The sequence below is a fragment of the Streptomyces sp. NPDC088732 genome (genome assembly GCF_044751205.1).
In the GTDB taxonomy this organism is placed as follows: Bacteria; Actinomycetota; Actinomycetes; order Streptomycetales; family Streptomycetaceae; genus Actinacidiphila.
In genome coordinates this window covers 193,257-215,102 of the sequence record NZ_JBIVLI010000006.1, presented here as the reverse complement: position 1 = coordinate 215,102, position 21,846 = coordinate 193,257, and the positions used below count along the sequence as shown (strand labels likewise).

Here is a 21,846-nt window from a genome sequence, read left to right as displayed (position 1 = left end):
CCGACGTCACCGCCGTGCGCGGGGGTGAGTGCCCGTCGGGCGCCCGCGCGCACCGCGGTGAGCGGTCACGCGCCCCGTACGCGCAGGGCGCGGGCCAGGTCGTCGAGCTGGTCGGCGAGCCTGCGCCGCAGGGCGGGCGTGGGAGCGGGATCGGCGGAACCGAGGCAGGCCTCGCCGAGTTCGAGGACGGAGACGTCGACGACGGCGCCGGGGAAGGCCCAGCGGCCGGCGGCGTCGGCCAGCGCGGGGCCCCGGCGGGCGGCGAGGGCGACGGCGGCCGGGTAGTAGCGCGGCACCCAGTCGCCGAGCAGGTCGAGCTGCTCGGGCTGCCAGAAGCCCTGGGCGGTCGCGTTGAACAGGTAGTTGGAGAGCGTGTCGTCCTCGAACATCGACGTCCACGCCTCCTGCTTGGCCTCCGGGTCGGGCAGCGCGGCCCGGCAGCGCGCGGCGCCCTCCCGGCCCGTGGCGCTGGGGTCGCGTTCGAGTTCGGCGGCGATGTCGGCGCGGTCGGCGGCGCCCAGGACGGCGAGCCGGGTGAGGACCTGCCAGCGCAGTTCGGGGTCGAGCGGCGGCCCGTCCGGCAGGGACCCCGCGGTGAGCCAGCCGCGCAGTTCGGCGGGGGCGGTGACGGCGGTGATCAGTTCGCGGGCGGCGGCGAGCCGCATGCCCGGGTCCTCGTGGCGGAGCAGCTCGCGGGTGAGCGACTCCAGGACGGCGAGCGCGTCGGGCCGCTGCCCGGCCGGCAGGTAGCGGTCGGCGATCTGGTGGCGGGCGAAGCCGAGCACGCCCTGCACCACCGCGACATCGGTCTCGTGCGGCAGGTGGGCGCGGGCCACGTCCAGGTAGGCGGCGGGCGGCAGTTCGCCGTCGCGCACCAGGTCGCGGGCGGCGTTCCACACCAGGGCCCGGGCGAGCGGGTCGGGCAGACCGCTCAGGCCGCTGACGAGGGTGTCCCAGGACCCGGCGTCGAAGCGGATCTTGGCGTACGTCAGGTCCTGGTCGTTGAGGAGCACCAGGTCCGGGCGCGGGCCGGGCCGCGTCGCGGCGGCCTCGGCGCCGGCGGGGACGTCCGTCTCGAAGCGCTCGCGCAGCACGAGCCGCGCCGGATCCGCACCGTCGCGGTCGTACGCGGCGACGGCGATGCGGTGCGGGCGCTCGCCCGCGCGGGCCACCTCCAGCCGCCAGCCGCCGTCCGCCTCGGCCGGGACCGGGGTGAGGGTGTCGACGCCGGTGGTGCGCAGCCAGCGGTCGGCCCAGGCGTGCACGTCCCGGTCGGTGGCGGAGGCGAGGGAGTCGATGAAGTCGGCGAGGGCGGCGTTGCCGAACCGGTGCCGGGAGAAGTGCTCGTTGATGCCGGCGAGGAAGTCCTTGCGGCCGAGCCAGGTCACCAGCTGCCGCAGGGCGGAGGCCCCCTTGGCGTACGAGATGCCGTCGAAGTTGAGCAGCGCCGACGCGGTGTCGGGGACGGCATCGGGATCGGGCGCGACGGGGTGGGTGGAGGGGCGCTGGTCGGCGTCGTAGCCCCAGCCCTTGCGGGCGACGGCGAAGTCGGTCCAGGTCCCGGTGAAGCGGGTGGCCTCGGAGAGCACCTGGTAGCCCATGTACTCGGCGAAGGACTCGTTCAGCCAGATGTCGTCCCACCAGCGCAGCGTGACGAGGTCGCCGAACCACATGTGCGCCATCTCGTGGGCGACGACCATGCCGCGGGTCTGCCGCTCGGCGTCGGTGACGGCGGACCGGAAGACCATCTCGTCGCGGAAGGTGACCAGGCCCGGGTTCTCCATCGCGCCCGCGTTGAACTCGGGGACGAAGGCCTGGTCGTAGGAGTCGAACGGGTAGGGCTCCGCGAAGAGTTCGTGGTAGCGGTCGAAGCAGCGCCGGGTGATGTCGAACAGCTCCTCGACGTCGGCGTCGAGGTGGGGTGCCAGCGAGCGCCGGCAGTGCAGGCCGAAGGGCAGGCCCGCGTGCTCGGTGCGCACCGTGTGCCAGGGACCGGCGGCGACCGCGAGCAGATAGGTGCTGATGCGCGGGGTCGGCGCGATCCGCCAGTGGCCCTCGGCCTCACCGGTGCGCTCGGCGACGCCGTTGCCGAGGACGGTCCAGGCGGGCGGTGCGGTGACGGTGACCTCGAAGACGGCCTTCAGGTCGGGCTGGTCGAAGGCGGCGGCGACGCGCTGGACGTCGTCGAGGAAGAGCTGGGTGTACAGGTACGTCTCGCCGTCGGCGGGGTCGGTGAAGCGGTGCATGCCCTCCCCGGTGCGCGAGTAGCGCATGTCGGCCTCGATCCGCAGCTCGTGCGGGCCCGCCGTGAGGCCGGTGAGGGGCAGCCGGTTGTCCTCCAGGGCGGCCGGGTCGAGCACCTGGCCGTCGAGGACCGCGCGGTGCAGGACGGCGGGCTTGAGCTCGGCGAAGGTGTCGCCGTCGGCGAGGGCGGTGAAGCGGATGACGGTGGTGGAGCCGAACACGTCGTCACCACGCGTCAGGTCCAGGTCGACGGCGTAGGTGTGGACGTCGAGGAGCCGGGCGCGGGTCTCGGCCTCGGCACGGGTGAGAGCAGGCATGCCGCCATGCTGCCTCATGGGCCGTACGACCCGCACGGAAGTTCGCTGCGGGCGGCAGCGGGGGCGTCAGGAGGGGCGGACGGCGGCGGCGTCGACGACCAGGTAGTCGCCGCGGCCCCGGGTGCAGGTGATCAGGCGCAGGGCGGGGGCGCCGGTACCGGTGGACCAGGCACCGGTGAGCCGGGAGCGCCCCGGGACGCGGCGGACCCGGGTGACCGCGAAGCGGGCGCGGCTGCCGTCGCGGCGGGTGACGACGACCGTGTCGGACGGGCGCAGGTCGCCGAGGTCGTGGAAGACGCCCCGGGCGCCTCCGGTGTCGTGGTGGCCGACGAGCACGGCGGTGCCGGGGTCGCCGGGCGCGGCGCTGCGGTCGTACCAGCCCGCCCAGTGGCGGCCCTCGTCGCCGGCGGGGGTCTGGAGGCTGCCGTCGTCGTTGAGCCCGAGGTCCAGAACGCGCGCGTGGACCCGGGCGCGGGCTATGTCGAGGCGCACGGGGGTGTGGCCGGACGGGTCGGCGGCCCGCGCGGAGGTGCTGCCGTGGACGACGGCGTCGCCCGCGCCGTGACCGCCCGCGCCGGTGTGCCCGACGGCCCGGACCGTCACGGCGGTGGCGACGGCGAGCAGCGCGAGGGCGAGCAGGTTGATCCGGCGGTGGGACGCCGGTACGGGGCCCATGGGCTCACCGCGGGTGGACCGCGTAGCGCACACCCCACACGCCCAGGGCCAGCAGTCCCGCGAACACCGCCGCGAGCGGGCCGCACGCGACCGCGGCACAGCACACGACGGCGGCGACCCCGGTGGCCAGGAGGGCGGCGAGGACGGCGGGCGGCAGGGACAGGGCAGGCATGGCGACGGGGTCCTTCGCGGCTGGCGGCTACGGCGACGGTCCCCAGGGTACGGAGCCGGGGGCGTGCCGCGCCTCCCCCGTCCGTCCCGGTCCGTGTCCACCGAAAGTATGGTCCGGGCAGCGGGCCTTGCGTCTCAAGTAGGACAGCGGGCAGGCTCGCCGGATGATCGCCACGATGCAGCTCACCGTGATCGACTGTCCCGACGCGAGGGCGTTGGGCGCCTTCTACCAGGGGATCCTCGGCGGGGTCCTGGACGCCTCCAACGCCTCCTGGGTGACCCTGACGGCTCCGGGCGGCACGCGCTTCGCGTTCCAGGAGGTGCCGTTCCACCGCCCGCCGCGGTGGCCGGACCCCGAGCACCCGCAGCAGCTCCACCTCGACTTCGAGGTGCCCACCCGCGCGGACGTGGAACGGGCGCGGAAGGAGGTGCTCGCGCTCGGCGCGGCCTTCCTGCACGACAGCGGGGGCGAACGCAGCGGTTTCCTCGTCTTCGCGGACCCCGCCGGGCACCCGTTCTGCCTCTGCTACGGGCAGCTCCCGCCGCCCCCGGCACCCGCCGCGGGCTGACCCGGAGCCGCCCCGGGACGCGGCGGCAGCCGGATGTCGGTGGTCACTTGTACGGTGTTTCCCACACCGGCGCCGGGGTGTCCGGCGCGTCGTCAGGGGGGCGAACGGATCCGGCCGAGGGGGGACGGCATGCTGCGGGGGCCGCACGAGTACGAGCCGATGGAGCACGATCCGCGGGACCCGGAGGCGGTGCGCCGGGTGACGTACGTGCTCTTCCTGCCGGACGGCCGCTGCGCGGTCCCCGCGGAGGGCCACGGCGGCGCCGGCCTGCGGCTGCCGTCGGGCCGCGTGCTGCCGGGCGAGGACTGGGGGCTGGACACCTCCGAGCGGGTGCCGCTGATGACCGCCGGCTTCCTGCGGCAGCGGGTGCACCCCTTCGCCTACGACGGCCTGGAGCTGCGGCTGTACGCGTGGCTGGACGGCGACCGCTACCGCGGGCGGCGGCCGCACACCCGGGTGGAGCTGTTCGCCGGCACCCCGCAGGAGGTCGCCGCGCGGCTGGCGGACCGCACCGAGCGGCGGGCCGTGCTGGACGCGGCACGCTCCTTCCGTGAGCAGGACGACGCCTCGTGGTTCGCGGACAACCTGCGGCTGATCCAGCCCGCCTATCTGCGGGCCGCGACCGCCGAGGGCGGCTCCGGCTTCGGCGGCGGCCCGCAGGAGTGGCGGGCGCGCCGCTCGATGGTGGTGGAGGCGCTGCACAGGGACGGCACCTTCCTCGACGTCGGCTGCGCCAACGGGTTGCTGATGGAGTCCGTGCGGGCGTGGGCCGCCGAGCGCGGCCGGGCGGTCGAACCGTACGGGGTGGACATCGCGCCGGGCCTGGTGGAGCTGGCGCGCCGCCGGCTGCCGCAGTGGGCTGACCGGATATCCGTCGGCAACGCGCTGGACTGGCGCCCGGACGGTGGCCGGCGCTTCACGTTTGTGCACGTCCTCGCCGACTGCGTGCCGCCGGCGCGGCTCGGCGGAGCGGCTGGCGGGGACGGGGTTGCCGGTGGCCGGTTCGGCGTCGGGTTCGGGTCCGGGTCCGGATCGTACGGCGACAACGGCGTGGGTGGACGCGTAGGCTCGTAGGGTCGCACCGCTTGGGGGAGGCGCCGTGGGCGAGCCGTCGTCCAGCCCGATCGAGCACGGCTTTCCGCATCTGGAGAAGGTGCGGTCGGCCCTGACCGCGCTCTACCGCAGGCTGTCGTACGACACGGTGAGCCGCTTCGCGGCGAGCGTCCGCCCGGAGGCGGTGGAGTTCCCGCAGGACGAGGACCTGCACCTGGGCGCGCAGCGGGTGGCCCGGGTCATCGTGCAGCACTTCCGGCTGCCCGAGGCCCGGATGGTGGTGAGCTTCCGCGACATGGCGCACGCGGGCAATGTGGAACTGGCCTCCGGCCCCGAGTACTTCGTGGAACTGCACGACCGCTTCCGGGAGGACCGGCGCGATGTGGGCGCGGCGCTGGCGCACGAGGTCATGCATGTGTATCTGCACCGGCTCGGCCTGGAGTTCCCCGGGACGCGGGACAACGAGATCCTCACGGACACCGCGACGGCCTACCTCGGCGCGGGCTGGCTGCTGCTGGACTCCTACCGGGAGGAGCCGGCGCTGTTCGGCGACCGGGTGACGATGGCGGCGACGAAGCTGGGCTACCTCACCCCGGAGGAGTTCGGGTACGTCCTGGCCAAGCGCGCGCTGGCGTTCGGCGACGACATCGAGCCGTGGCTGACCGGCCCCCGGGCCCGCGACGCCTACCGGGACGGTCTCGGGCTGGCCCGGGAGGACCTGCGGAACGCGCCGCTGCTGGGCTGCGGCTGGGCGAACCGCCGGCGCTACGCCCACGACCGCCGCCGCGGCACCGCGCACCCGGTGGCCGGCTACGCCTTCGAGGGGGAGGCGCCGATGCGGGTCTCCTTCCCCTGCCCGACCTGCCGCCAGCGCATCCGCGTCCCGGTGCGCGGCCGGGTCAAGGCACGGTGCGGGCTGTGCCGCACCGTGCTGGAGTGCGACACCTGAGCCGGTGGCCGGCGGCGCGTGGCCGGGCGGTCAGACGCGGGCCGGTGCCGTCTCGCGCAGGAAGTCCAGCAGCGCCGCGTTGACCTCCTGCGGGCGCTCCTGCTGCGTCCAGTGGCCGCAGCCGCGGAGCACGACGGGCTCGCGCAGCGTCGGGTAGATCTGCGGCAGCGCCGGAACGAGGTCGGAGACGCCGGGGAAGGCGTGCACGACGTCGCGGTCGCCGGTGATGTACAGCCCGGGGACCTGGAGGGTCGCGCCGTTCCAGGGCGCCGTCAGCCGCCAGTTGAGGTCGAGGTTGCGGTACCAGTTGAGCCCGCCGGTGAAGCCCTCGGCCCCGTACTCGGCGACGAAGGTGGCGACGTCCTCCTCGGTCAGCCAGGCCGGCAGCTTCTCCGGCTCGCCGACGAGGTCGAGGAACCCGTGGCCGGGCGGGACCAGCGGTTGCGCGGGAACGGGGTCGTTGGCCGGGTTGTCGCCGGAGGCGCCGTACAGGAAGCGGCGGAAGGTGGAGGTCGGGTCGGCGGCGAACTCGGCGTCGGCGACGCCGGGTTGGGCGAAGTAGTTCCAGTAGAAGCGTCCGTCGTACAGCTCCGACATGGCGCGCAGCGGGGGCATGTCCCCGCCGCGCGGGGTGGGCGGGACGCTCAGCCCGGCCACGGCGCGCACCACGTCGGGACGCAGCAGCGCGGTGTGCCAGGCGACGGGGGCGCCCCAGTCGTGGCCGACGACGACGGCGGTCTCCTCGCCGAGGGCGTGGATCAGCCCGATCACGTCGCCGACCAGGTCCAGCATGGTGTACGCGTCGACGGCTTCGGGGCGGTCGCTGCGCCCGAAGCCCCGCTGGTCGGGCGCGACCACCCGGTAGCCGGCCGCGGCGAGCGGGCCGAACTGGTGGCGCCAGGAGTACCAGCACTCGGGAAAGCCGTGCAGCAGTACGACGAGGGGGCCCTCACCCTCCTCCGCGATGTGGAGGCGGAGACCGTTCACTTCGGCATAGCGGTGTTCGACCATGGCGCTCAGGCTATGCGCCCGCCGTCCGGCCGCGCCGCCGAAATCAGGTCACCGGGGACACCGAACGCCGTTCCGCGGCTCAGGGGGTGACGACGGCGAAGTTCCGGTCGGGGCCGTCCAGCAGGCCGACGAGGGTGGTGACCACCTTGAGGTCGCCCTCGTGCTCGATCCCGTCGAAGCGCCCGCCGGCCAGCAGTCCCTGCAGTTCGGGCCGGGTGAGGGTGAGGGTGAGGTCGGCGTGCCGGCTGGGGCGGCCGTCCTGGGTGGACCAGTGGGTGAGCGCGCCGTTGGAGAGCGTGAGGTGCCAGGTGCGGTGCTCGTCGGTGAGCCGCCAGTCGATGGTGAGGTGGGTGTCCCAGGCCCGGGGGCCGTTGATCCGGATGGCGAGCGAGTCGATCAGCTGGTCGACCGTCAGGGCGGCGGTGAGCTCGGGACCGGCCGTCGTCGTGGGGGTGGGGCTGATGCCGTCGCGCAGTTCCTTGGCGCCCATCAGGTAGAAGTTCCGCCAGGGCCCGTTCTCGCAGCCGAAGCCCAACCGCGTGTACACAGCCGCCAGTTCGCGGCGGGCGCTCTCGTGCCCGGGGTCGGCGAAGACGGCGTGGTCGAGCAGGGTCGCGGCGAAGCGCAGGTCGCCGGCGTCGGCGTACTCCCGCGCCTTGGCCACGGTGGCGTCGGCGCCGCCGAGGCAGTCCACGTACCGGCGCGCCTCCTCCGCCGGCGGATGCTGCCACAGGTGGGCGGGGTTGCCGTCGAACCAGCCCATGTAGCGCTGGTAGACCGCCTTCACGTTGTGGCTGAGGGAGCCGTAGTAGCCGTGGTTGGCGTGGAAGCGCTCCAGGGCGGGCGGCAGCCGCAGTTCCTCGGCGATCTCGCTGCCGGTGAGGCCCTGGTTGAGCAGCCGCAGCGTCTGGTCGTGGAGGTAGGCGTACAGGTCGCGCTGGTGGGCCAGCAGCCGGTGGATGTTCTCCCGGCCCCAGGTGGGCCAGTGGTGGGAGGCGACGACGACGTCGACGGAGTTGCCGAACATCACCAGCGACTCGTTGAGGTACCGGGCCCACTCGCGGGCGTCGCGGACCTGGGCGCCGCGCAGGGTCAGGATGTTGTGCATGGTGTGGGTGGCGTTCTCCGCCATGCACAGCACGCGTTTGCCGGGGAGCACGAAGTTCATCTCGGCGGGCGCCTCGGTGCCCGGGGTGAGCTGGAAGACGATGCGGACGCCGTCGAGGGTCTCGTCCTGCCCGGTGCGGGTGACGGCGACGGTCGGCCGGATCAGGGCAATGGCGCCGGTGGAGACGGTCTGCCCGAGCCCGCAGCCGATCTGGCCGGCGGGGCCCTTGGGCAGTTCCGAGCCGTACATGTAGACGGCGCGGCGGTTCATGGCGGTGCCCGCGTAGACGTTCTCGCTGGCGGCGTGCTCCAGGAAGCCGGCCGGGGCGAGGACCGGGACCGGGTCGTGGCCGTACGGCAGGACGCCGCGCGCGCCGCCGAAGTGGTCGACGTGGCAGTGGGTGTAGATGAGCGCGGTGACCGGCCGGTCGCCCCGGTGCTCGCGGTAGAGCGCCAGGGCGGCGGCCGCGACCTCGGTGGAGTGCAGCGGGTCGATGACCACGACCCCGCGGTCGCCCTCGACGAGTGTCATGTTGGACAGGTCCAGGCCGCGGACCTGGTAGACGCCCTCGACGACCTCGAACAGCCCCTGCTTCGCCGCGAGCCTGCTCTGCCGCCACAGGCCCGGGTGGGCGGTGTCGGGGCAGGGTTCCTGCAGGAAGGAGTAGGCGTCGTTGTCCCAGACCACCCGGCCGTCGTCGGCGGTGACACGGCCGGGCGCCAGGGCGCCGAGGAAGCCGCGTTCGGCGTCGGCGAAGTCCGTCGTGTCCTCGTGGTCGGGGGGCGCGAGAGCGGTCATGGGAACACGATCCCAGCGATTCGCACCTTTTGTCTCGTTCATCTGCGCCACCAGCGGCGCAGCACCTCCTCGGCGGGTTTGCCGTGCGGCGTGTAGGCCAGCCGCGCCGGTGTCTCACCGCTGTCCGGCCAGTCGTCCCACATCCACCAGCACACCCCGGCCCACCAGCGCTCCCCCTCCATGGCGCCGAGCAGGGCCTGGTAGGCGGCGGCCTGCTCGTCGTCGGCGGGACGCGCGCTGACCGTCCAGGACCAGGGGGCGGTGGTGGTGCCGCGCTGGCTGACGTAGCCGGCCTCGGTGAACAGCACGCGGCGGTGGTGCCGGGCGGCGAAACCGGCGAGTTGCCGGGCGATCGGCCGCCAGGCGGCGCGCAGCCGGCCGACGTCGGTGGTGGGGCGGTCGGCCAGCGGCCAGTACGCGTCGACACCGATGAGGTCGAGGTCGTCCCAGAAGGGGATGTGCGCGTACTCGTCGTAGTTGGCGGCGTAGACCAGGGGTCCCCGGTAGTCCCGCCGGACGGCGCGGACGACCGCCCGCCAGCGGGCGCCGTCCCGCGAGGTGCCGGCCAGTTCGGTGCCCACGGACAGCTGCTCCGCCCCGAGGTCCTCGGCGAGGCGCGCGTAGTGGGTGATGAAGCGGGTGTACGCGCCGAACCATGCGGCGGGGTCGGCGGGCCGGATCTCCGCGCGGTCCTGGTCGCCGGGGAGGTCGACGTGCGGCTTGAGCAGGACCTTGAGGCCGGCGGCGTGCGCCTCGCGGATGATCCGGCGCAGCGAGTCGTCGCTCGCGGTCTCCCCGGTGGTGTGCATCGACGCGGCGCCGGGGGCCGACTGGTACCAGGTCGGGGTGAGCGACACCCAGCCCGCCCCGGTGGCCGCGATGTCGCGCAGGTAGCGGCCCGCGGCGGGGCTGTCGTAGTCCTCGGCGGCCCACGACGGCAGGGCGATGCCGCGCAGCCGGGGCGCCCCGGCCCCGGCCGGTGCGGACGGGTGCGCGGGGGCTACGGAACGGCCGTCGCCGTCGTCGGCCGCGGGGACGGCGGTGCAGCCGGCGGTGAGGGCGAGGACCGCCGCCGCCGCGAGAGCGGCGGCGGCGGTCCTCCGGATCAGGGTCACGTGAGCGCCGCGGGGCTGACGAAGGTGTAGCCGAGGGCGCGGATGCCGTCGACCGTCTCCTGGAGCGGCTGGACCGGGTTGTACGGGTGGTAGAAGAAGCTGGCGAAGCCGTCGCGCACGGCGAGGTTCGCCTTGGCCGAGGCGATCAGGTCGGCGGGCAGCCGGGCCGGGTGGTTGTTGTACGCCTCGGGCTCGTAGTTGCCGATGTTCTCGGGCAGCACGGTGGTGCCGTACACGTCCTTCACGACATAGGGGAAGAACTGCCCGATGAAGCGATTGGGATCACCGGCGGTACCGCTCAGCGTCCCGGAGAAGTACAGCGAGCGCTCCAGGCGGGCCGTGAAGTTCCGCGCGAAGACCTTGTAGTCGGTGGCGGAGGCCGCGTAGTGCGGGGTGGTCCACAGCTTCGGCGTCGGCAGCCCGGCGAGGGTGAACTGGGCGAGGCCGAGGGTCACCCGGGTCTGCGCCCACAGCGCGGAGTCCTCGGCGACCGGGCCGTCGTAGACCACGTTGTCGGCGCTGTCGACGTGGGCCCGGTAGAACTCGAAGTCGTCGCCGGAGACGCCGTTGTAGGGGTTGGCGACGGTGCCGTACTGGTGGGTGTAGCCGTGGTTCATCAGGACGGCGCCGCGCGCCAGCATGTACTTGAGCGCGGAGACCACTTGCGGGCGCTGGAGCAGGGTGACGGTCTCGGGCCGGCCGTTGTTGTAGGTGCCGTGCGGGTCGGTGTAGACGGGGATGACGTTGATGCCGTAGGGGATCCTCTGCGAGTAGAGGTAGTCGGCCGTCGCGCGCAGTTCGGCCGGGTCGGAGTCGGGGCTGATGTCCTCCAGCCGCAGCAGTGCCCGGTGCCGCTCGGGGGTGCTGGGCGCCAGGGCGTCGAAGAGCAGGTCCTCGAAGGCGATGACGCGGTCGGTCTCCGAGACGTAGGCGAACGGGATCTCACCGACGTAGGTGAGGTTGCCCGAGCGCACCGCCCACGGGAAGGACGTGCCGGTGCCCGTGTCGACTGCCTGGGCCAGCTCCGTCACCGCCGGGTAGCCGGGCCCCGACACGATGGCGGGGCGCAGCACGCCGCCGTCCTGGCCGGCCGGGATCTTCCGGGTGAGGGTCTGGTCCCGGTACGTCACCTGCGTGACGGAGCCGGAGTCGAAGTACGAGGTGCTGGGGTCCCAGCCGTACGTGCTCTGGAACTGGGCGGCGCCGGTGGCGTTCGCCAGTGACCAGATGTTGTCCCCGACCCAGGTCACCGGGCGGGTGGTGGTGACGACGTCCTGGTAGAACGCGGCCGGGACGGCGTCGGGGACGCTGCCGCCGTAGTACGTCGAGCCGAGGTAGACGGTCGCCGTGTACTGGTTCACCATGCCGGCGGTGTACTGCTGGACCGGCTTGGCGGTCACCGTGCCGAAGTGGCCGGCGAGGTTGGCGGTGGCCATGGCGTACAGCTCACCGAGCTGTCCGTAGGGCCCCGCGGTGTCGTAGAGCACGAGCGCGGAGGTACCGGACGGCGCGACGGCGGGTGCCGCGAGCGCCGCGGCCCGCGCGGCCGGCCGGCTCGCGGCGGCCTGCCGGAGCGGGCCCTCGGTACGGCGGTCGCGGTCCGCGGACTGCTGGGACTTCGCCCACGCGCCCAGGTCGATCGCGCCGACGCCCGAGCGGCCGGCGAGATTCTCCGCGTGGCGGTGAAGGTGCCCGCCGAGGTCGGCCTCCGGGCCGCGGGGTGCGGCGCCGGCCGGGCCGGTCAGGAATGCGGCGCCCACGAGCGACGCGACGAGCATGAACACGACGGAGACCCGGGACTTCCGCGGTCTCCTGATGCGGGATTGCATATTTCCCCCCATTGCACCGAATGAACAGGCCGCTGATTGTTCAGAGCGGCAATGCCCGCTGTCAACCGGATCATCGGATGTGCATCCCGTTCGATTATCCATTCCATTACCGTGGCCAATCCCACCCGGACGGGTGAATTACCTTCTCCCCCAACCCTCCTCACCTGCAAGAACGCAAGGCTTACCAGGAGCCCTCTCCCACGGCTGACGCCATCGCGGATGATCGTCTAAAAGTATCTGCTAACTTCCGTGAGGGAGTTTCGGCCCGACTGTGGAGCCGAAGCGAATTGGGGGGACTCACTCATGTACGGAAGGCCCGCACTGGGCACAATGCTGCCGCTTGCCGGTATGGCATCGGCGACGAGAACCGTCCCTGGCATTCCTTTCGCCAGGGCTTTACAAATAGCAGCAGGAATGGGCTTCCTGCTGTACTGCCTGATCGCATTCGGTCTGCTGACCGCCCGATGGTGGCTGCGCCGGCACACCGGCCGGACCCCGGCCCCGCGGCTCCCCGGGAGCGGCGGATGATCTCCCGGATCCCGTTGTGGGCCGCGACCTCGCTGATCGTGATGGCCGGCGCCTACAACACCGTGCTCTTCCTGCTCTCCAGACGGCGGATCCGCCGATCCCGCCGCCCCGGCACACCCCGCTTCTACGTCTTCCTGCTGGCCTGCCTCAACGAGGAGAAGGTCATCGGCGAGAGCCTGGCGCGCATCACCTCACTGCCCGCCGACAGCTTCGTCGCCCTGGTCATCGACGACGCCTCCGACGACCGCACGGCCGATGCCGTCCGCGCCGCCGACCCCGGCGGCGAGCGGGTCTGGCTCTACCGGCGCCGGCTGCCCGACGCCCGGCGCGGCAAGGGCGCGGCGCTCAACGCCGGCGTACGGCACCTGCGGTCCTCGGGACTGCTCGGCGGCCGCGACCCGCGGGACGTGATCATCTGCGTCGTCGACGCCGACGGCCGGCTGGACCCGCACACCCTGCAGTCCGTGGACCCGTACTTCGACGACCCGGGCACCGGCGCCGTCCAGATCGGCGTCCGGATGTACAACCGCCACCTGGGCCTGCTCGCCCGGCTCCAGGACATGGAGTTCGTCGTCTACGGCGACGTCTTCCAGAGCGCCCGGCGCTTCATCGGCAGCGTCGGCATGGGCGGCAACGGGCAGTTCATGCGGCTGTCCGCGCTGGAGTCGCTGGGCGGCGCGGGCCCGTGGAGCGACAGCCTCACCGAGGACCTCGACCTGGGCGTCCGGCTGATCGCCCGCGGCTGGCGCAACCAGTACTGCACCACCGCGGCGGTCTCCCAGCAGGCCGTGCTCGACGTGCGCCGGCTGGTGCGGCAGCGCTCCCGCTGGTTCCAGGGCCACCTCCAGTCGGCCAACCTCGTTCCGCTGATCCTGCGCGAGGTCGCCACCCGGCCGGCCCTGGACCTGCTCTACCACCTGTCCAGCCCGGTGCTGATCCTGCTGACCTCGCTGCTGCCGCTCTCCTTCCTCATCGCCCTCGCCGGCACCGCCGTCGCCTCCGTACGCGCGGGCCACTCGCTCGTCTCGCCGATGTGGCTGCTCGGCCCGTACGTGCTCTCCTTCACCGCGGCCTATGTGTACGGGTTCGTCTACGCCAAGCGCGAGCGCACCCTCGGGCTGCTGCGCTCGGTCCTGGTCGCGCACGTGTTCATCCTCTACGGCTACATCTGGTTCGCCGCCGGATGGTGGGGCCTGTGGCGGATGGTCACCGGAAAGCGCACCTGGCTGAAGACCGCCCGCACCTGACGCGCACCGCGCGTTCCCCACGCTCATCAGCACACCGACACAGACCGCCACACCGTCCCAGGGGGATCCATGTCCGCATACTCCGCCGATGCGCCCGAAGTGCCGGGCACCATCCGCGCGATGCTCGTCCTCGGCACCAGGCCGGAGGTGATCAAGCTGGCCCCGGTGGCCCGCGCGATGGCCGCCTCCGACCTCTTCGAACCCCTGGTGGTCACCACCGGGCAGCACCGCGAGATGCTCCACCAGATGCTGGACCTGCTCCGGGTCCCGGCCAGGACCGACCTGGACGTGATGCGCGAGCGCCAGCAGCTGTCCGAACTGACCGCCCGTCTGGTGGAGGGCCTGGGCGAGGTGATCCGGGGCGACCGCCCCGACCTGGTCGTCGTCCAGGGCGACACCACCACCGCGCTGGCCGGCGCGCTGGCCGCCTTCTACGAGCGGGTGCCCGTCGCCCACGTCGAGGCGGGCCTGCGCACCGGCGTCCTCGACAACCCCTTCCCCGAGGAGCTCAACCGGCGCCTCATCGGACGCATCGCACGTTGGCACTTCGCGCCCACGGCGCGTGCCGCCGGCCATCTGCGTGCCGAAGGGACCCCGGACACCCAGGTGTTCGTCACCGGCAACACCGTCATCGACAACCTGCTGTGGGTGATCGGCGAGGGCGTCGGCCGCAGCGCCTTCCCCGGCACCGGCCGCCGCCGGGTGCTGCTGACGCTGCACCGCAGGGAGAACCAGGGCGAGCGCATGCGCGCGATGGGCAGGGCGCTGCGCCGGCTCGGCGAGCGCGGTGACGTGGAGATCCTGCTGCCGCTCCACAAGAGCCCGGCCGTCCGAGACGCGCTGCTCCCCGAACTGACCGGCCATCACGCGGTCCATGTCGTCGAGCCGCTGGGCTACCCGGACTTCGCGGCCACCCTCGCCGACAGCGACCTGGTGCTCACCGACTCCGGCGGCATCCAGGAGGAGGCGCCGAGCCTCGGCAAGCCCGCCCTGGTGCTGCGTACGACCACCGAGCGGCCCGAGGCCGTCGAGGTGGGCGCGGCCCGGCTCATCGGCACCGACCCCGAGGCGATCCTCGGCGCGGCGACGCGGCTGCTGGACGACCCGGCCGAGTACCACCGCATGGCGACCGCGGGCAATCCCTTCGGCGACGGCCTCGCCGCCGACCGCATCCTCGCGCAACTTGCGGAGGACTTCGGCGAGTTCGGGACGGACGTGCGTGGTGACGCGCTGCACGGCGAACTCGCCGCGGCCGCTTCGCCGCAGGCCGCGGAGCCGTACTCCAGGGCATGACCACCGCGCCCCGGTTCCTGATGTCCCGGCCCCTCCCCCGCCCGCGGCGGAGGGGCCGCCGGCCTGCCGGGATCACGCTGGCGGTGCTGCTGCTGGTGGCGGGCGGCGTCGTGTACGCCTGCACCCGGCCCGGCGCGGCGGTCCCCGGCTGGGAGGACGGCTCGGTGCACGGGCGCTGGCTGTCGGTGTACGACGGGTACGGCGACAACCGCGGCGACGACACCTCGCTGACGCTCACCCCGGCCGCCTCGACCCGCCCCGACGAGACGCACGCCGGACTGGTCGTCACCACCGAGCGGTACGCCGACGTGGCGTACACCGCGCGCATGCGGGCCCTGCGCCGGCTGCGCTCCCCCGCGCCCAACCCGTGGGAGGTGCCCTGGCTGGTGTGGGGGTACGGCGACCCCGAGCACTTCTACTACGTCACCCTCAAGCCCAACGGCTGGGAGCTGGGCAAGCGCGACCCCGCCTACCCCGGCGGCCAGCGCTTCCTGGCGACCGGGCCGACACCGTTCCCGCCCGGCCCGTGGTACGAGGTCGGGGTGGAGCAGCGCGGCGCCGTGGTCACCGTCACCGCGGGCGGGCGCTTCCTGACCTCGTTCACCGACGCCGAACGGCCCTACACAAGCGGCAGCGTGGGCGCCTACACCGAGGACGCGCAGGCCGCGTTCGCCGGTTTGCAAGTGCGGCGCCTGCCCTCGGCCGGGTAGTGAGGGCAGACGCCGCCTTCCGTTCCGTACGCCGTTGTACGGGACAGCTCTCTTCTCCGCGGAACGCTCAGACCGTCAGCGGCCGGTCCGTCGGGCGGATCGGGGCGGGCAGGATGCTGGCGCCGGTGAGGAAGCGGTCCACCGCGCGGGCGGCGGAGCGGCCCTCGGCGATAGCCCACACGATCAGCGACTGGCCGCGCCCGGCGTCGCCGGCGACGAAGACGCCCTCGACGTTGGTGGCGAAGTCCTTGTCGCGGGCCACGTTGCCGCGGGCGTCCATCTCCAGGCCCAGCTGCTCGGCCAGGCCGTTCTTCTGGTCGGTGCCGGTGAAGCCCATGGCCAGCGTCACCAGGTCGGCCGGGATGACCTTCTCGGTGCCCGGCTGCGGGACGAACTTCCCGTCCTGGAAGACGACCTCGACCAGGTGCAGCGCCGTGACGTTGCCGTGCTCGTCGCCCTCGAACCGCACGGTGTTGACGGCGTAGACCCGCTCGCCGCCCTCCTCGTGGGCCGAGGTGACCTTGTACGTCATCGGCATGGTCGGCCACGGCTGGTGCGCCGGGCGGTCGTCGGACGGCCGCGGCATGATCTCCAGCTGGGTGACCGACAGGGCGCCCTGGCGGTGGGCGGTGCCGACGCAGTCCGCGCCGGTGTCGCCGCCGCCGATGACGACCACGTGCTTGCCCGCCGCGCTGATCGGCGGGGTGACGAAGTCGCCCTCCTGCACCTTGTTCGCCAGCGGCAGGTACTCCATGGCCTGGTAGATGCCCTTGAGCTCGCGCCCCTCGGCCGGCAGGTCCCGCCACTGGGTGGCGCCGGCGGCGATGACGACCGCGTCGTACCGCTTGCGCAGCTTGGCGCCGTCGATGTCGCGGCCGATCTCCACACCGGTGCGGAACTTGGTGCCCTCCGCGCGCATCTGCTCGATGCGCCGGTTGATGTGGCGCTTCTCCATCTTGAACTCGGGGATGCCGTAGCGCAGCAGACCGCCGATGCGGTCGGCGCGCTCGTACACCGCGACCGTGTGGCCGGCCCGGGTCAGCTGCTGGGCGGCGGCCAGGCCGGCGGGGCCCGAGCCGATGACGGCGACGGTCTTGCCGGAGAGCCGGTCCGGGGGCTGCGGCGTGACGTCGCCGCTGTCCCAGGCCTTGTCGATGATGGTGACCTCGACGTTCTTGATGGTCACCGCGGGCTGGTTGATGCCGAGCACGCAGGCGGACTCACAGGGCGCCGGGCACAGCCGGCCGGTGAACTCCGGGAAGTTGTTGGTCGCGTGCAGGCGCTCGCTGGCGGCCTTCCAGTCCTGGCGGTAGGCGTAGTCGTTCCACTCGGGGATCAGGTTCCCCAGCGGACACCCGTTGTGGCAGAACGGGATGCCGCAGTCCATGCAGCGTCCGGCCTGCTCGCTGATGATCGGCAGCAGCCCGCCGGGAACGTAGACCTCGTTCCAGTCCTGCTTGCGCTCCTCGACCGGCCGGGTCGGAGCGGTTTCGCGGGGCGTGGTGAGGAAGCCCTTCGGGTCAGCCATTTGCCGCCTCCATCATCTTCGCGGTGGTCTCGGACTCGGAGAGCCCGGCCTGCTCGGCGGCGTTCTTGGCGGCGAGCACTGCCTTGTAGTCCCTCGGCATGACCTTGCCGAAGCGGGTCAGGGTGTTCCCCCAGTCGGCGAGGAGCTTCTCGGCCACCGTCGAGCCGGTCTCCTCGTGGTGGCGGCGCACCACGTCGTGCAGCCACTTGATGTCGTCCGCGTCCAGGTCCTCGACGTTCACCATGCCGGTGTTGACGTTGTCCGGGTCGAGGTCGAGGACGTAGGCGATGCCACCGGACATGCCGGCCGCGAAGTTGCGTCCCGTCGGGCCGAGCACGAGCGCCCGGCCACCGGTCATGTACTCGCAGCCGTGGTCGCCCACGCCCTCGGACACCACGGTGGCGCCGGAGTTGCGGACGCAGAACCGCTCGCCGGTGGTGCCCCGCAGGAACAGCTCACCGCCGGTGGCGCCGTACGCGATGGTGTTGCCGGCGATGGTCGAGTACTCGGCCAGGTGGTCGGCACCGCGGTCCGGGCGGACGACGATGCGGCCGCCCGACAGGCCCTTGCCGACGTAGTCGTTGGCGTCGCCCTCCAGGCGCAGGGTGATGCCCTTGGGCAGGAAGGCGCCGAAGGACTGGCCGGCCGAGCCGGTCAGGGTGATGTCGATGGTGTCGTCGGGCAGGCCCGCGCCGCCGTACTTCTTGGTCACCTCGTGGCCGAGCATGGTGCCGACCGTGCGGTGCACATTGCGGATCCCGATCTGGGCGCGCACCGGGTCACCGGTGTGCAGCGCCTCGCCGGCCAGCTCGATGAGCTGCTGGTCCAGCGCCTTGTCCAGGCCGTGGTCCTGCTCGGTGGTGCGGTGCAGGGCGGCACCCTCGGGCAGCTCGGGCACGTGGAAGAGCGGGGCGAGGTCCATGCCCTGCGCCTTCCAGTGGTCGACGGCCGCGGTGGTGTCGATCAGCTCGGCGTGGCCGACGGCCTCCTCGATCGAGTGGAAGCCCAGCTCGGCCAGCAGCTCGCGGACCTCCTGCGCGATGAACTCGAAGAAGTTCACCACGTACTCGGCCTTGCCGGAGAAGCGGTCGCGCAGCACCGGGTTCTGGGTCGCGATGCCGACCGGGCAGGTGTCCAGGTGGCACACGCGCATCATCACGCAGCCGGAGACCACCAGCGGCGCGGTCGCGAAGCCGAACTCCTCGGCGCCCAGCAGGGCGGCGACGACCACGTCGCGGCCGGTCTTGAGCTGGCCGTCGGTCTGCACCACGATCCGGTCGCGCAGCCCGTTGAGCAGCAGCGTCTGCTGCGTCTCGGCCAGGCCCAGCTCCCAGGGACCGCCCGCGTGCTTCAGGGAGGTCAGCGGCGAGGCGCCGGTGCCGCCGTCGTGGCCGGAGATCAGCACCACGTCGGCATGGGCCTTGGAGACGCCCGCCGCGACCGTGCCGACGCCGACCTCGGACACCAGCTTCACGTGGATGCGGGCGGCCGGGTTGGCGTTCTTGAGGTCGTGGATCAGCTGCGCCAGGTCCTCGATGGAGTAGATGTCGTGGTGCGGCGGCGGCGAGATCAGGCCGACACCGGGGGTGCTGTGCCGGGTCCTGCCGATCCACGGGTAGACCTTGTGGCCGGGCAGCTGGCCGCCCTCGCCGGGCTTGGCGCCCTGGGCCATCTTGATCTGGATGTCGTCCGCGTTGACCAGGTACTCCGAGGTCACGCCGAAGCGGCCGGAGGCCACCTGCTTGATCGCGGAGCGGCGCTCCGGGTCGTACAGGCGGTCCGGGTCCTCGCCGCCCTCACCGGTGTTGGACTTGCCGCCCAGCCGGTTCATGGCGATGGCCAGCGTCTCGTGCGCCTCGCGCGAGATGGAGCCGTACGACATGGCGCCGGTGGAGAAGCGCTTGACGATCTCGGAAACCGGCTCGACGTCCTCGACGGGGATCGCGGGGCGCTCGCCGTCCTTGAGGCGGAACAGGCCGCGCAGCGTCATCAGCCGCTCGGACTGCTCGTTCACCCGCTGCGTGTACTGCTGGAAGATGTCGTAGCGGCGGGAGCGGGTGGCGTGCTGGAGCCGGAAGACCGTGTCGGGGTCGAACAGGTGCGGCTCACCCTCGCGGCGCCACTGGTACTCGCCGCCGATCTCCAGCCGGCGGTGCGCGGGGGCGATGCCGGAGGCGGGGTACGCCTTGGCGTGGCGGGCCGCGACCTCCTGGGCGACCACGTCGATGCCGGCGCCGCCGATCTTGCTGGTGGTGCCGTGGAAGTAGGTGTCGACGAACTCGCCGTCCAGGCCGATCGCCTCGAAGACCTGCGCGCCGCGGTAGGAGGCGACGGTGGAGATGCCCATCTTGGACATCACCTTCAGCACGCCCTTGCCCAGCGCCTTGATCAGGTTCTTGATGGCCGTCTCGGGCTCGATGCCGGAGATGAAGGTGCCCGCGCGCAGCAGGTCCTCGACCGACTCCATGGCCAGGTACGGGTTGACCGCCGCGGCGCCGTAGCCGATCAGCAGGGCGACGTGGTGGACCTCGCGGACGTCGCCGGCCTCGACCAGCAGGCCCACCTGGGTGCGCTGCTTGGTGCGGATGAGGTGGTGGTGGACGGCCGAGGTGAGCAGCAGCGACGGGATCGGCGCGTGCTCGGCGTCGGAGTGTCGGTCGGACAGCACGATGAAGCGGGCGCCGGCCTCTATGGCGGCGTCGGCCTCGGCGCAGATCTCGGTGAGCCGCGCGGCCAGCGCCTCGCCGCCGCCGGAGACCCGGTACAGGCCCGACAGGGTCGCGGCCTTCAGGCCCGGCAGGTCGCCGTCGGCGTTGATGTGGATGAGCTTGGCCAGCTCGTCGTTGTCGATCACCGGGAACGGCATGGTGATGTTGCGACAGGAGGCGGGCGAGGGCTCCAGCAGGTTGCCGGACGGGCCGACGGCGCTGATCAGCGACGTGACCAGCTCCTCCCGGATGGCGTCCAGCGGCGGGTTCGTGACCTGCGCGAACAGCTGGGTGAAGTAGTCGAAGAGCAGCCGGGGCCGCTCGGACAGCGCCGCGATCGGCGAGTCGGTGCCCATGGAGCCCAGCGGCTCGCCGCCGGTCTTGGCCATCGGCGCCAGGATGACGCGCAGCTCCTCCTCGGTGTAGCCGAAGGTCTGCTGGCGGCGGGTGACCGAGGCGTGCGTGTGCACGATGTGCTCGCGCTCGGGCAGGTCGTCGAGGTGGATCAGGCCGGCGTCCAGCCACTCCCCGTACGGGTGCTCGGCGGCGAGCTGCGACTTGATCTCGTCGTCCTCGATGATCCGGTGCCCGACGGTGTCGACCAGGAACATCTTCCCGGGCTGCAGCCGGCCCTTGCGGACGATCCGCTCCGGGGCGATGTCGTCCAGGACGCCGGACTCCGAGGCGAGCACGACCAGGCCGTCGTCGGTGACCCAGTAGCGGCCCGGGCGCAGGCCGTTGCGGTCCAGGACCGCGCCGACGACGGAGCCGTCGGTGAAGGTGACGCAGGCCGGACCGTCCCAGGGCTCCATGAGGGTGGAGTGGTAGCGGTAGAAGGCGCGGCGGGCCGGGTCCATCGAGCCGTGGTTCTCCCACGCCTCGGGGATCATCATCAGCACGCTGTGCGGCAGCGAGCGGCCGCCGAGGTGCAGCAGCTCCAGCACCTCGTCGAAGGTCGCCGTGTCGGAGGCGTCCGGGGTGCAGACCGGGAAGATCCGCTCCAGGTCCCCGCTGAACAGCTCCGAGGCCAGCTGCGACTCGCGGGCGCGCATCCAGTTGCGGTTGCCCTTGACGGTGTTGATCTCACCGTTGTGGGCGACGAAGCGGTACGGGTGCGCCAGCGGCCAGCTGGGGAAGGTGTTGGTGGAGAAGCGCGAGTGGACCAGGGCGATGGCGGTGGCGACGCGCGGGTCGGACAGGTCGGGGAAGAAGGGCTCCAGCTGGCCGGTGGTCAGCATGCCCTTGTAGACGACCGTCCGGGCGGACAGCGACGGGAAGTAGACGTCCGCCTCGCGCTCGGCGCGCTTGCGCAGCACGAACGACGGGCGGTCGAGGTCGATCCCGGCCCTCGCGGCGTCCTGTGCGTCGGCGACGAAGAGCTGCGAGAAGTACGGCATCGTCGAGCGGGCGGTGGCGCCCAGGCCCGCGGCGTCGGTCGGGACCTCGCGCCACCCGAGGACGGTGAGGCCCTCCTCGGCGGCGATGCGCTCGATGGACTCGACGGCCTTGCGGCGGTCCTCGTCCTCGACGGGCAGGAAGGCCATGCCGACGGCGTAGTGGCCGGCGCCCGGCAGCTCGAATCCGCGCTCGGCGGCGACCTCGCGCAGGAACACGTCCGGGATCTGCATCAGGATGCCCGCGCCGTCGCCCGAGTCCGGCTCGGAGCCGGTGGCCCCGCGGTGCTCCAGGTTGCGCAGCACGGTCAGGGCCTGCTCCACGAGCGCGTGGTCGGCCTCGCCGGTGAGGGTGGCCACGAAGCCGACGCCGCACGCGTCGTGCTCGTTGCGGGGGTCGTACAGCCCCTGGGCGGCGGGACGCCCGTCCATGTGGGCCCGGCCGGAACCGGAGGCGGCGGCCTGGAGGTGTGTAGGCCGGTGCAGAACAGGACGCATCTGGTCGGCTCTCCCGTCGTCGTCATCTGGCATATGCATGCGCGCTAGGGACGACGTTGGCCCTCTGCGATTTCGTGCAGGTTACATGATGGCCCGATGAC

At 72.8% G+C, this 21,846-nt stretch carries 15 protein-coding genes; 6 read left to right on the top strand and 9 right to left on the bottom strand.

Going from position 1 to position 21,846, the window contains the following annotated elements:
• Positions 1-65: 65 nt before the first annotated feature.
• From pepN to ACIP9H_RS13230, 3 genes are all read right to left on the bottom strand, one after another.
• Positions 66-2,561 carry an aminopeptidase N gene (pepN, locus tag ACIP9H_RS13240; protein WP_401584335.1) on the bottom strand — a complete coding sequence of 832 codons (2,496 nt, stop codon included), beginning with the start codon at positions 2,559-2,561 and terminating at the stop codon, positions 66-68.
• Between the two features lie 66 nt (positions 2,562-2,627).
• Entirely contained in the window at positions 2,628-3,236 is a 609-nt protein-coding gene (locus ACIP9H_RS13235; RefSeq protein ID WP_401584333.1) for a sortase domain-bontaining protein, read from the bottom strand.
• Positions 3,237-3,240: 4 nt separating this feature from the next.
• Positions 3,241-3,408 carry a hypothetical protein gene (locus tag ACIP9H_RS13230; protein WP_401584330.1) on the bottom strand — a complete coding sequence of 56 codons (168 nt, stop codon included), beginning with the start codon at positions 3,406-3,408 and terminating at the stop codon, positions 3,241-3,243.
• 163 nt (positions 3,409-3,571) lie between these two features.
• Between ACIP9H_RS13230 and ACIP9H_RS13225 the strand changes: the two genes are divergently transcribed.
• The 3 genes from ACIP9H_RS13225 to ACIP9H_RS13215 all read left to right on the top strand — a co-directional run bounded on the left by ACIP9H_RS13225 (position 3,572) and on the right by ACIP9H_RS13215 (position 5,978).
• Positions 3,572-3,976: a VOC family protein gene (locus ACIP9H_RS13225; protein ID WP_401584327.1), complete on the top strand. Its 405-nt coding sequence runs from the start codon at positions 3,572-3,574 to the stop codon at positions 3,974-3,976.
• 129 nt (positions 3,977-4,105) lie between these two features.
• Positions 4,106-5,050, top strand: a complete 945-nt coding sequence (locus tag ACIP9H_RS13220) for a class I SAM-dependent methyltransferase (protein WP_401584324.1) — start codon at positions 4,106-4,108, stop codon at positions 5,048-5,050.
• A 25-nt stretch (positions 5,051-5,075) separates the two neighbouring features.
• Positions 5,076-5,978 (top strand): hypothetical protein, encoded by a 903-nt coding sequence (locus tag ACIP9H_RS13215; protein WP_401584322.1) that lies wholly within the window; start codon positions 5,076-5,078, stop codon positions 5,976-5,978.
• A 30-nt stretch (positions 5,979-6,008) separates the two neighbouring features.
• On the opposite strand, the gene ACIP9H_RS13210 is transcribed toward ACIP9H_RS13215, so the two are convergent.
• From ACIP9H_RS13210 to ACIP9H_RS13195, 4 genes are all read right to left on the bottom strand, one after another.
• Positions 6,009-6,989, bottom strand: coding sequence for an alpha/beta fold hydrolase (locus ACIP9H_RS13210; RefSeq protein WP_401584319.1), 981 nt, complete (start codon positions 6,987-6,989; stop codon positions 6,009-6,011).
• Positions 6,990-7,068: 79 nt separating this feature from the next.
• Positions 7,069-8,895 carry an alkyl/aryl-sulfatase gene (locus ACIP9H_RS13205; RefSeq protein WP_401584316.1) on the bottom strand — a complete coding sequence of 609 codons (1,827 nt, stop codon included), beginning with the start codon at positions 8,893-8,895 and terminating at the stop codon, positions 7,069-7,071.
• 38 nt (positions 8,896-8,933) lie between these two features.
• Positions 8,934-10,010, bottom strand: a complete 1,077-nt coding sequence (locus tag ACIP9H_RS13200; protein WP_401584313.1) for a glycoside hydrolase family 113 — start codon at positions 10,008-10,010, stop codon at positions 8,934-8,936.
• Positions 10,007-11,839 (bottom strand): DUF2334 domain-containing protein, encoded by a 1,833-nt coding sequence (locus tag ACIP9H_RS13195; RefSeq protein WP_401584310.1) that lies wholly within the window; start codon positions 11,837-11,839, stop codon positions 10,007-10,009. The genes ACIP9H_RS13200 and ACIP9H_RS13195 overlap by 4 nt, the downstream gene beginning before the upstream one ends.
• 524 nt (positions 11,840-12,363) lie before the next feature.
• On the opposite strand from ACIP9H_RS13195, the gene ACIP9H_RS13190 reads away from it, so the two are divergent.
• The 3 genes from ACIP9H_RS13190 to ACIP9H_RS13180 all read left to right on the top strand — a co-directional run bounded on the left by ACIP9H_RS13190 (position 12,364) and on the right by ACIP9H_RS13180 (position 15,617).
• On the top strand, positions 12,364-13,614 hold the full coding sequence (locus ACIP9H_RS13190; RefSeq protein ID WP_401584307.1) for a glycosyltransferase family 2 protein: 1,251 nt from the start codon (positions 12,364-12,366) through the stop codon (positions 13,612-13,614).
• A 69-nt stretch (positions 13,615-13,683) separates the two neighbouring features.
• A complete protein-coding gene (wecB, locus tag ACIP9H_RS13185) occupies positions 13,684-14,907 on the top strand; it encodes a non-hydrolyzing UDP-N-acetylglucosamine 2-epimerase (protein ID WP_401584305.1) in 1,224 nt (407 codons plus the stop codon).
• The gene (locus tag ACIP9H_RS13180) at positions 14,904-15,617 is read left to right on the top strand and encodes a calcium-binding protein (RefSeq protein WP_401584302.1); all 714 of its coding nucleotides are present in this window, start codon (positions 14,904-14,906) and stop codon (positions 15,615-15,617) included. The genes wecB and ACIP9H_RS13180 overlap by 4 nt, the downstream gene beginning before the upstream one ends.
• A 67-nt stretch (positions 15,618-15,684) precedes the next feature.
• On the opposite strand, the gene ACIP9H_RS13175 is transcribed toward ACIP9H_RS13180, so the two are convergent.
• Together ACIP9H_RS13175 and gltB are read right to left on the bottom strand one after the other, a co-directional pair.
• The gene (locus tag ACIP9H_RS13175; RefSeq protein WP_401584299.1) at positions 15,685-17,145 is read right to left on the bottom strand and encodes a glutamate synthase subunit beta; all 1,461 of its coding nucleotides are present in this window, start codon (positions 17,143-17,145) and stop codon (positions 15,685-15,687) included.
• Positions 17,138-21,679, bottom strand: a complete 4,542-nt coding sequence (gene gltB / locus ACIP9H_RS13170; protein ID WP_401584754.1) for a glutamate synthase large subunit — start codon at positions 21,677-21,679, stop codon at positions 17,138-17,140. Before gltB ends, ACIP9H_RS13175 begins: the two co-directional genes overlap by 8 nt.
• Positions 21,680-21,846: the final 167 nt, after the last annotated feature.

Bases quoted from the DNA above. Each gene is read 5' to 3' on its own strand.
- pepN (WP_401584335.1), bottom strand. From the start codon at position 2,561: ATGCCTGCTCTCACCCGTGCCGAGGCCGAGACCCGCGCCCGGCTCCTC.
- ACIP9H_RS13235 (WP_401584333.1), bottom strand. From the start codon at position 3,236: ATGGGCCCCGTACCGGCGTCCCACCGCCGGATCAACCTGCTCGCCCTC.
- ACIP9H_RS13230 (WP_401584330.1), bottom strand. From the start codon at position 3,408: ATGCCTGCCCTGTCCCTGCCGCCCGCCGTCCTCGCCGCCCTCCTGGCC.
- ACIP9H_RS13225 (WP_401584327.1), top strand. From the start codon at position 3,572: ATGATCGCCACGATGCAGCTCACCGTGATCGACTGTCCCGACGCGAGG.
- ACIP9H_RS13220 (WP_401584324.1), top strand. From the start codon at position 4,106: ATGCTGCGGGGGCCGCACGAGTACGAGCCGATGGAGCACGATCCGCGG.
- ACIP9H_RS13210 (WP_401584319.1), bottom strand. From the start codon at position 6,989: ATGGTCGAACACCGCTATGCCGAAGTGAACGGTCTCCGCCTCCACATC.
- ACIP9H_RS13205 (WP_401584316.1), bottom strand. From the start codon at position 8,895: ATGACCGCTCTCGCGCCCCCCGACCACGAGGACACGACGGACTTCGCC.
- ACIP9H_RS13195 (WP_401584310.1), bottom strand. From the start codon at position 11,839: ATGCAATCCCGCATCAGGAGACCGCGGAAGTCCCGGGTCTCCGTCGTG.
- ACIP9H_RS13190 (WP_401584307.1), top strand. From the start codon at position 12,364: ATGATCTCCCGGATCCCGTTGTGGGCCGCGACCTCGCTGATCGTGATG.
- wecB (WP_401584305.1), top strand. From the start codon at position 13,684: ATGTCCGCATACTCCGCCGATGCGCCCGAAGTGCCGGGCACCATCCGC.
- ACIP9H_RS13180 (WP_401584302.1), top strand. From the start codon at position 14,904: ATGACCACCGCGCCCCGGTTCCTGATGTCCCGGCCCCTCCCCCGCCCG.
- ACIP9H_RS13175 (WP_401584299.1), bottom strand. From the start codon at position 17,145: ATGGCTGACCCGAAGGGCTTCCTCACCACGCCCCGCGAAACCGCTCCG.
- gltB (WP_401584754.1), bottom strand. From the start codon at position 21,679: ATGGACGGGCGTCCCGCCGCCCAGGGGCTGTACGACCCCCGCAACGAG.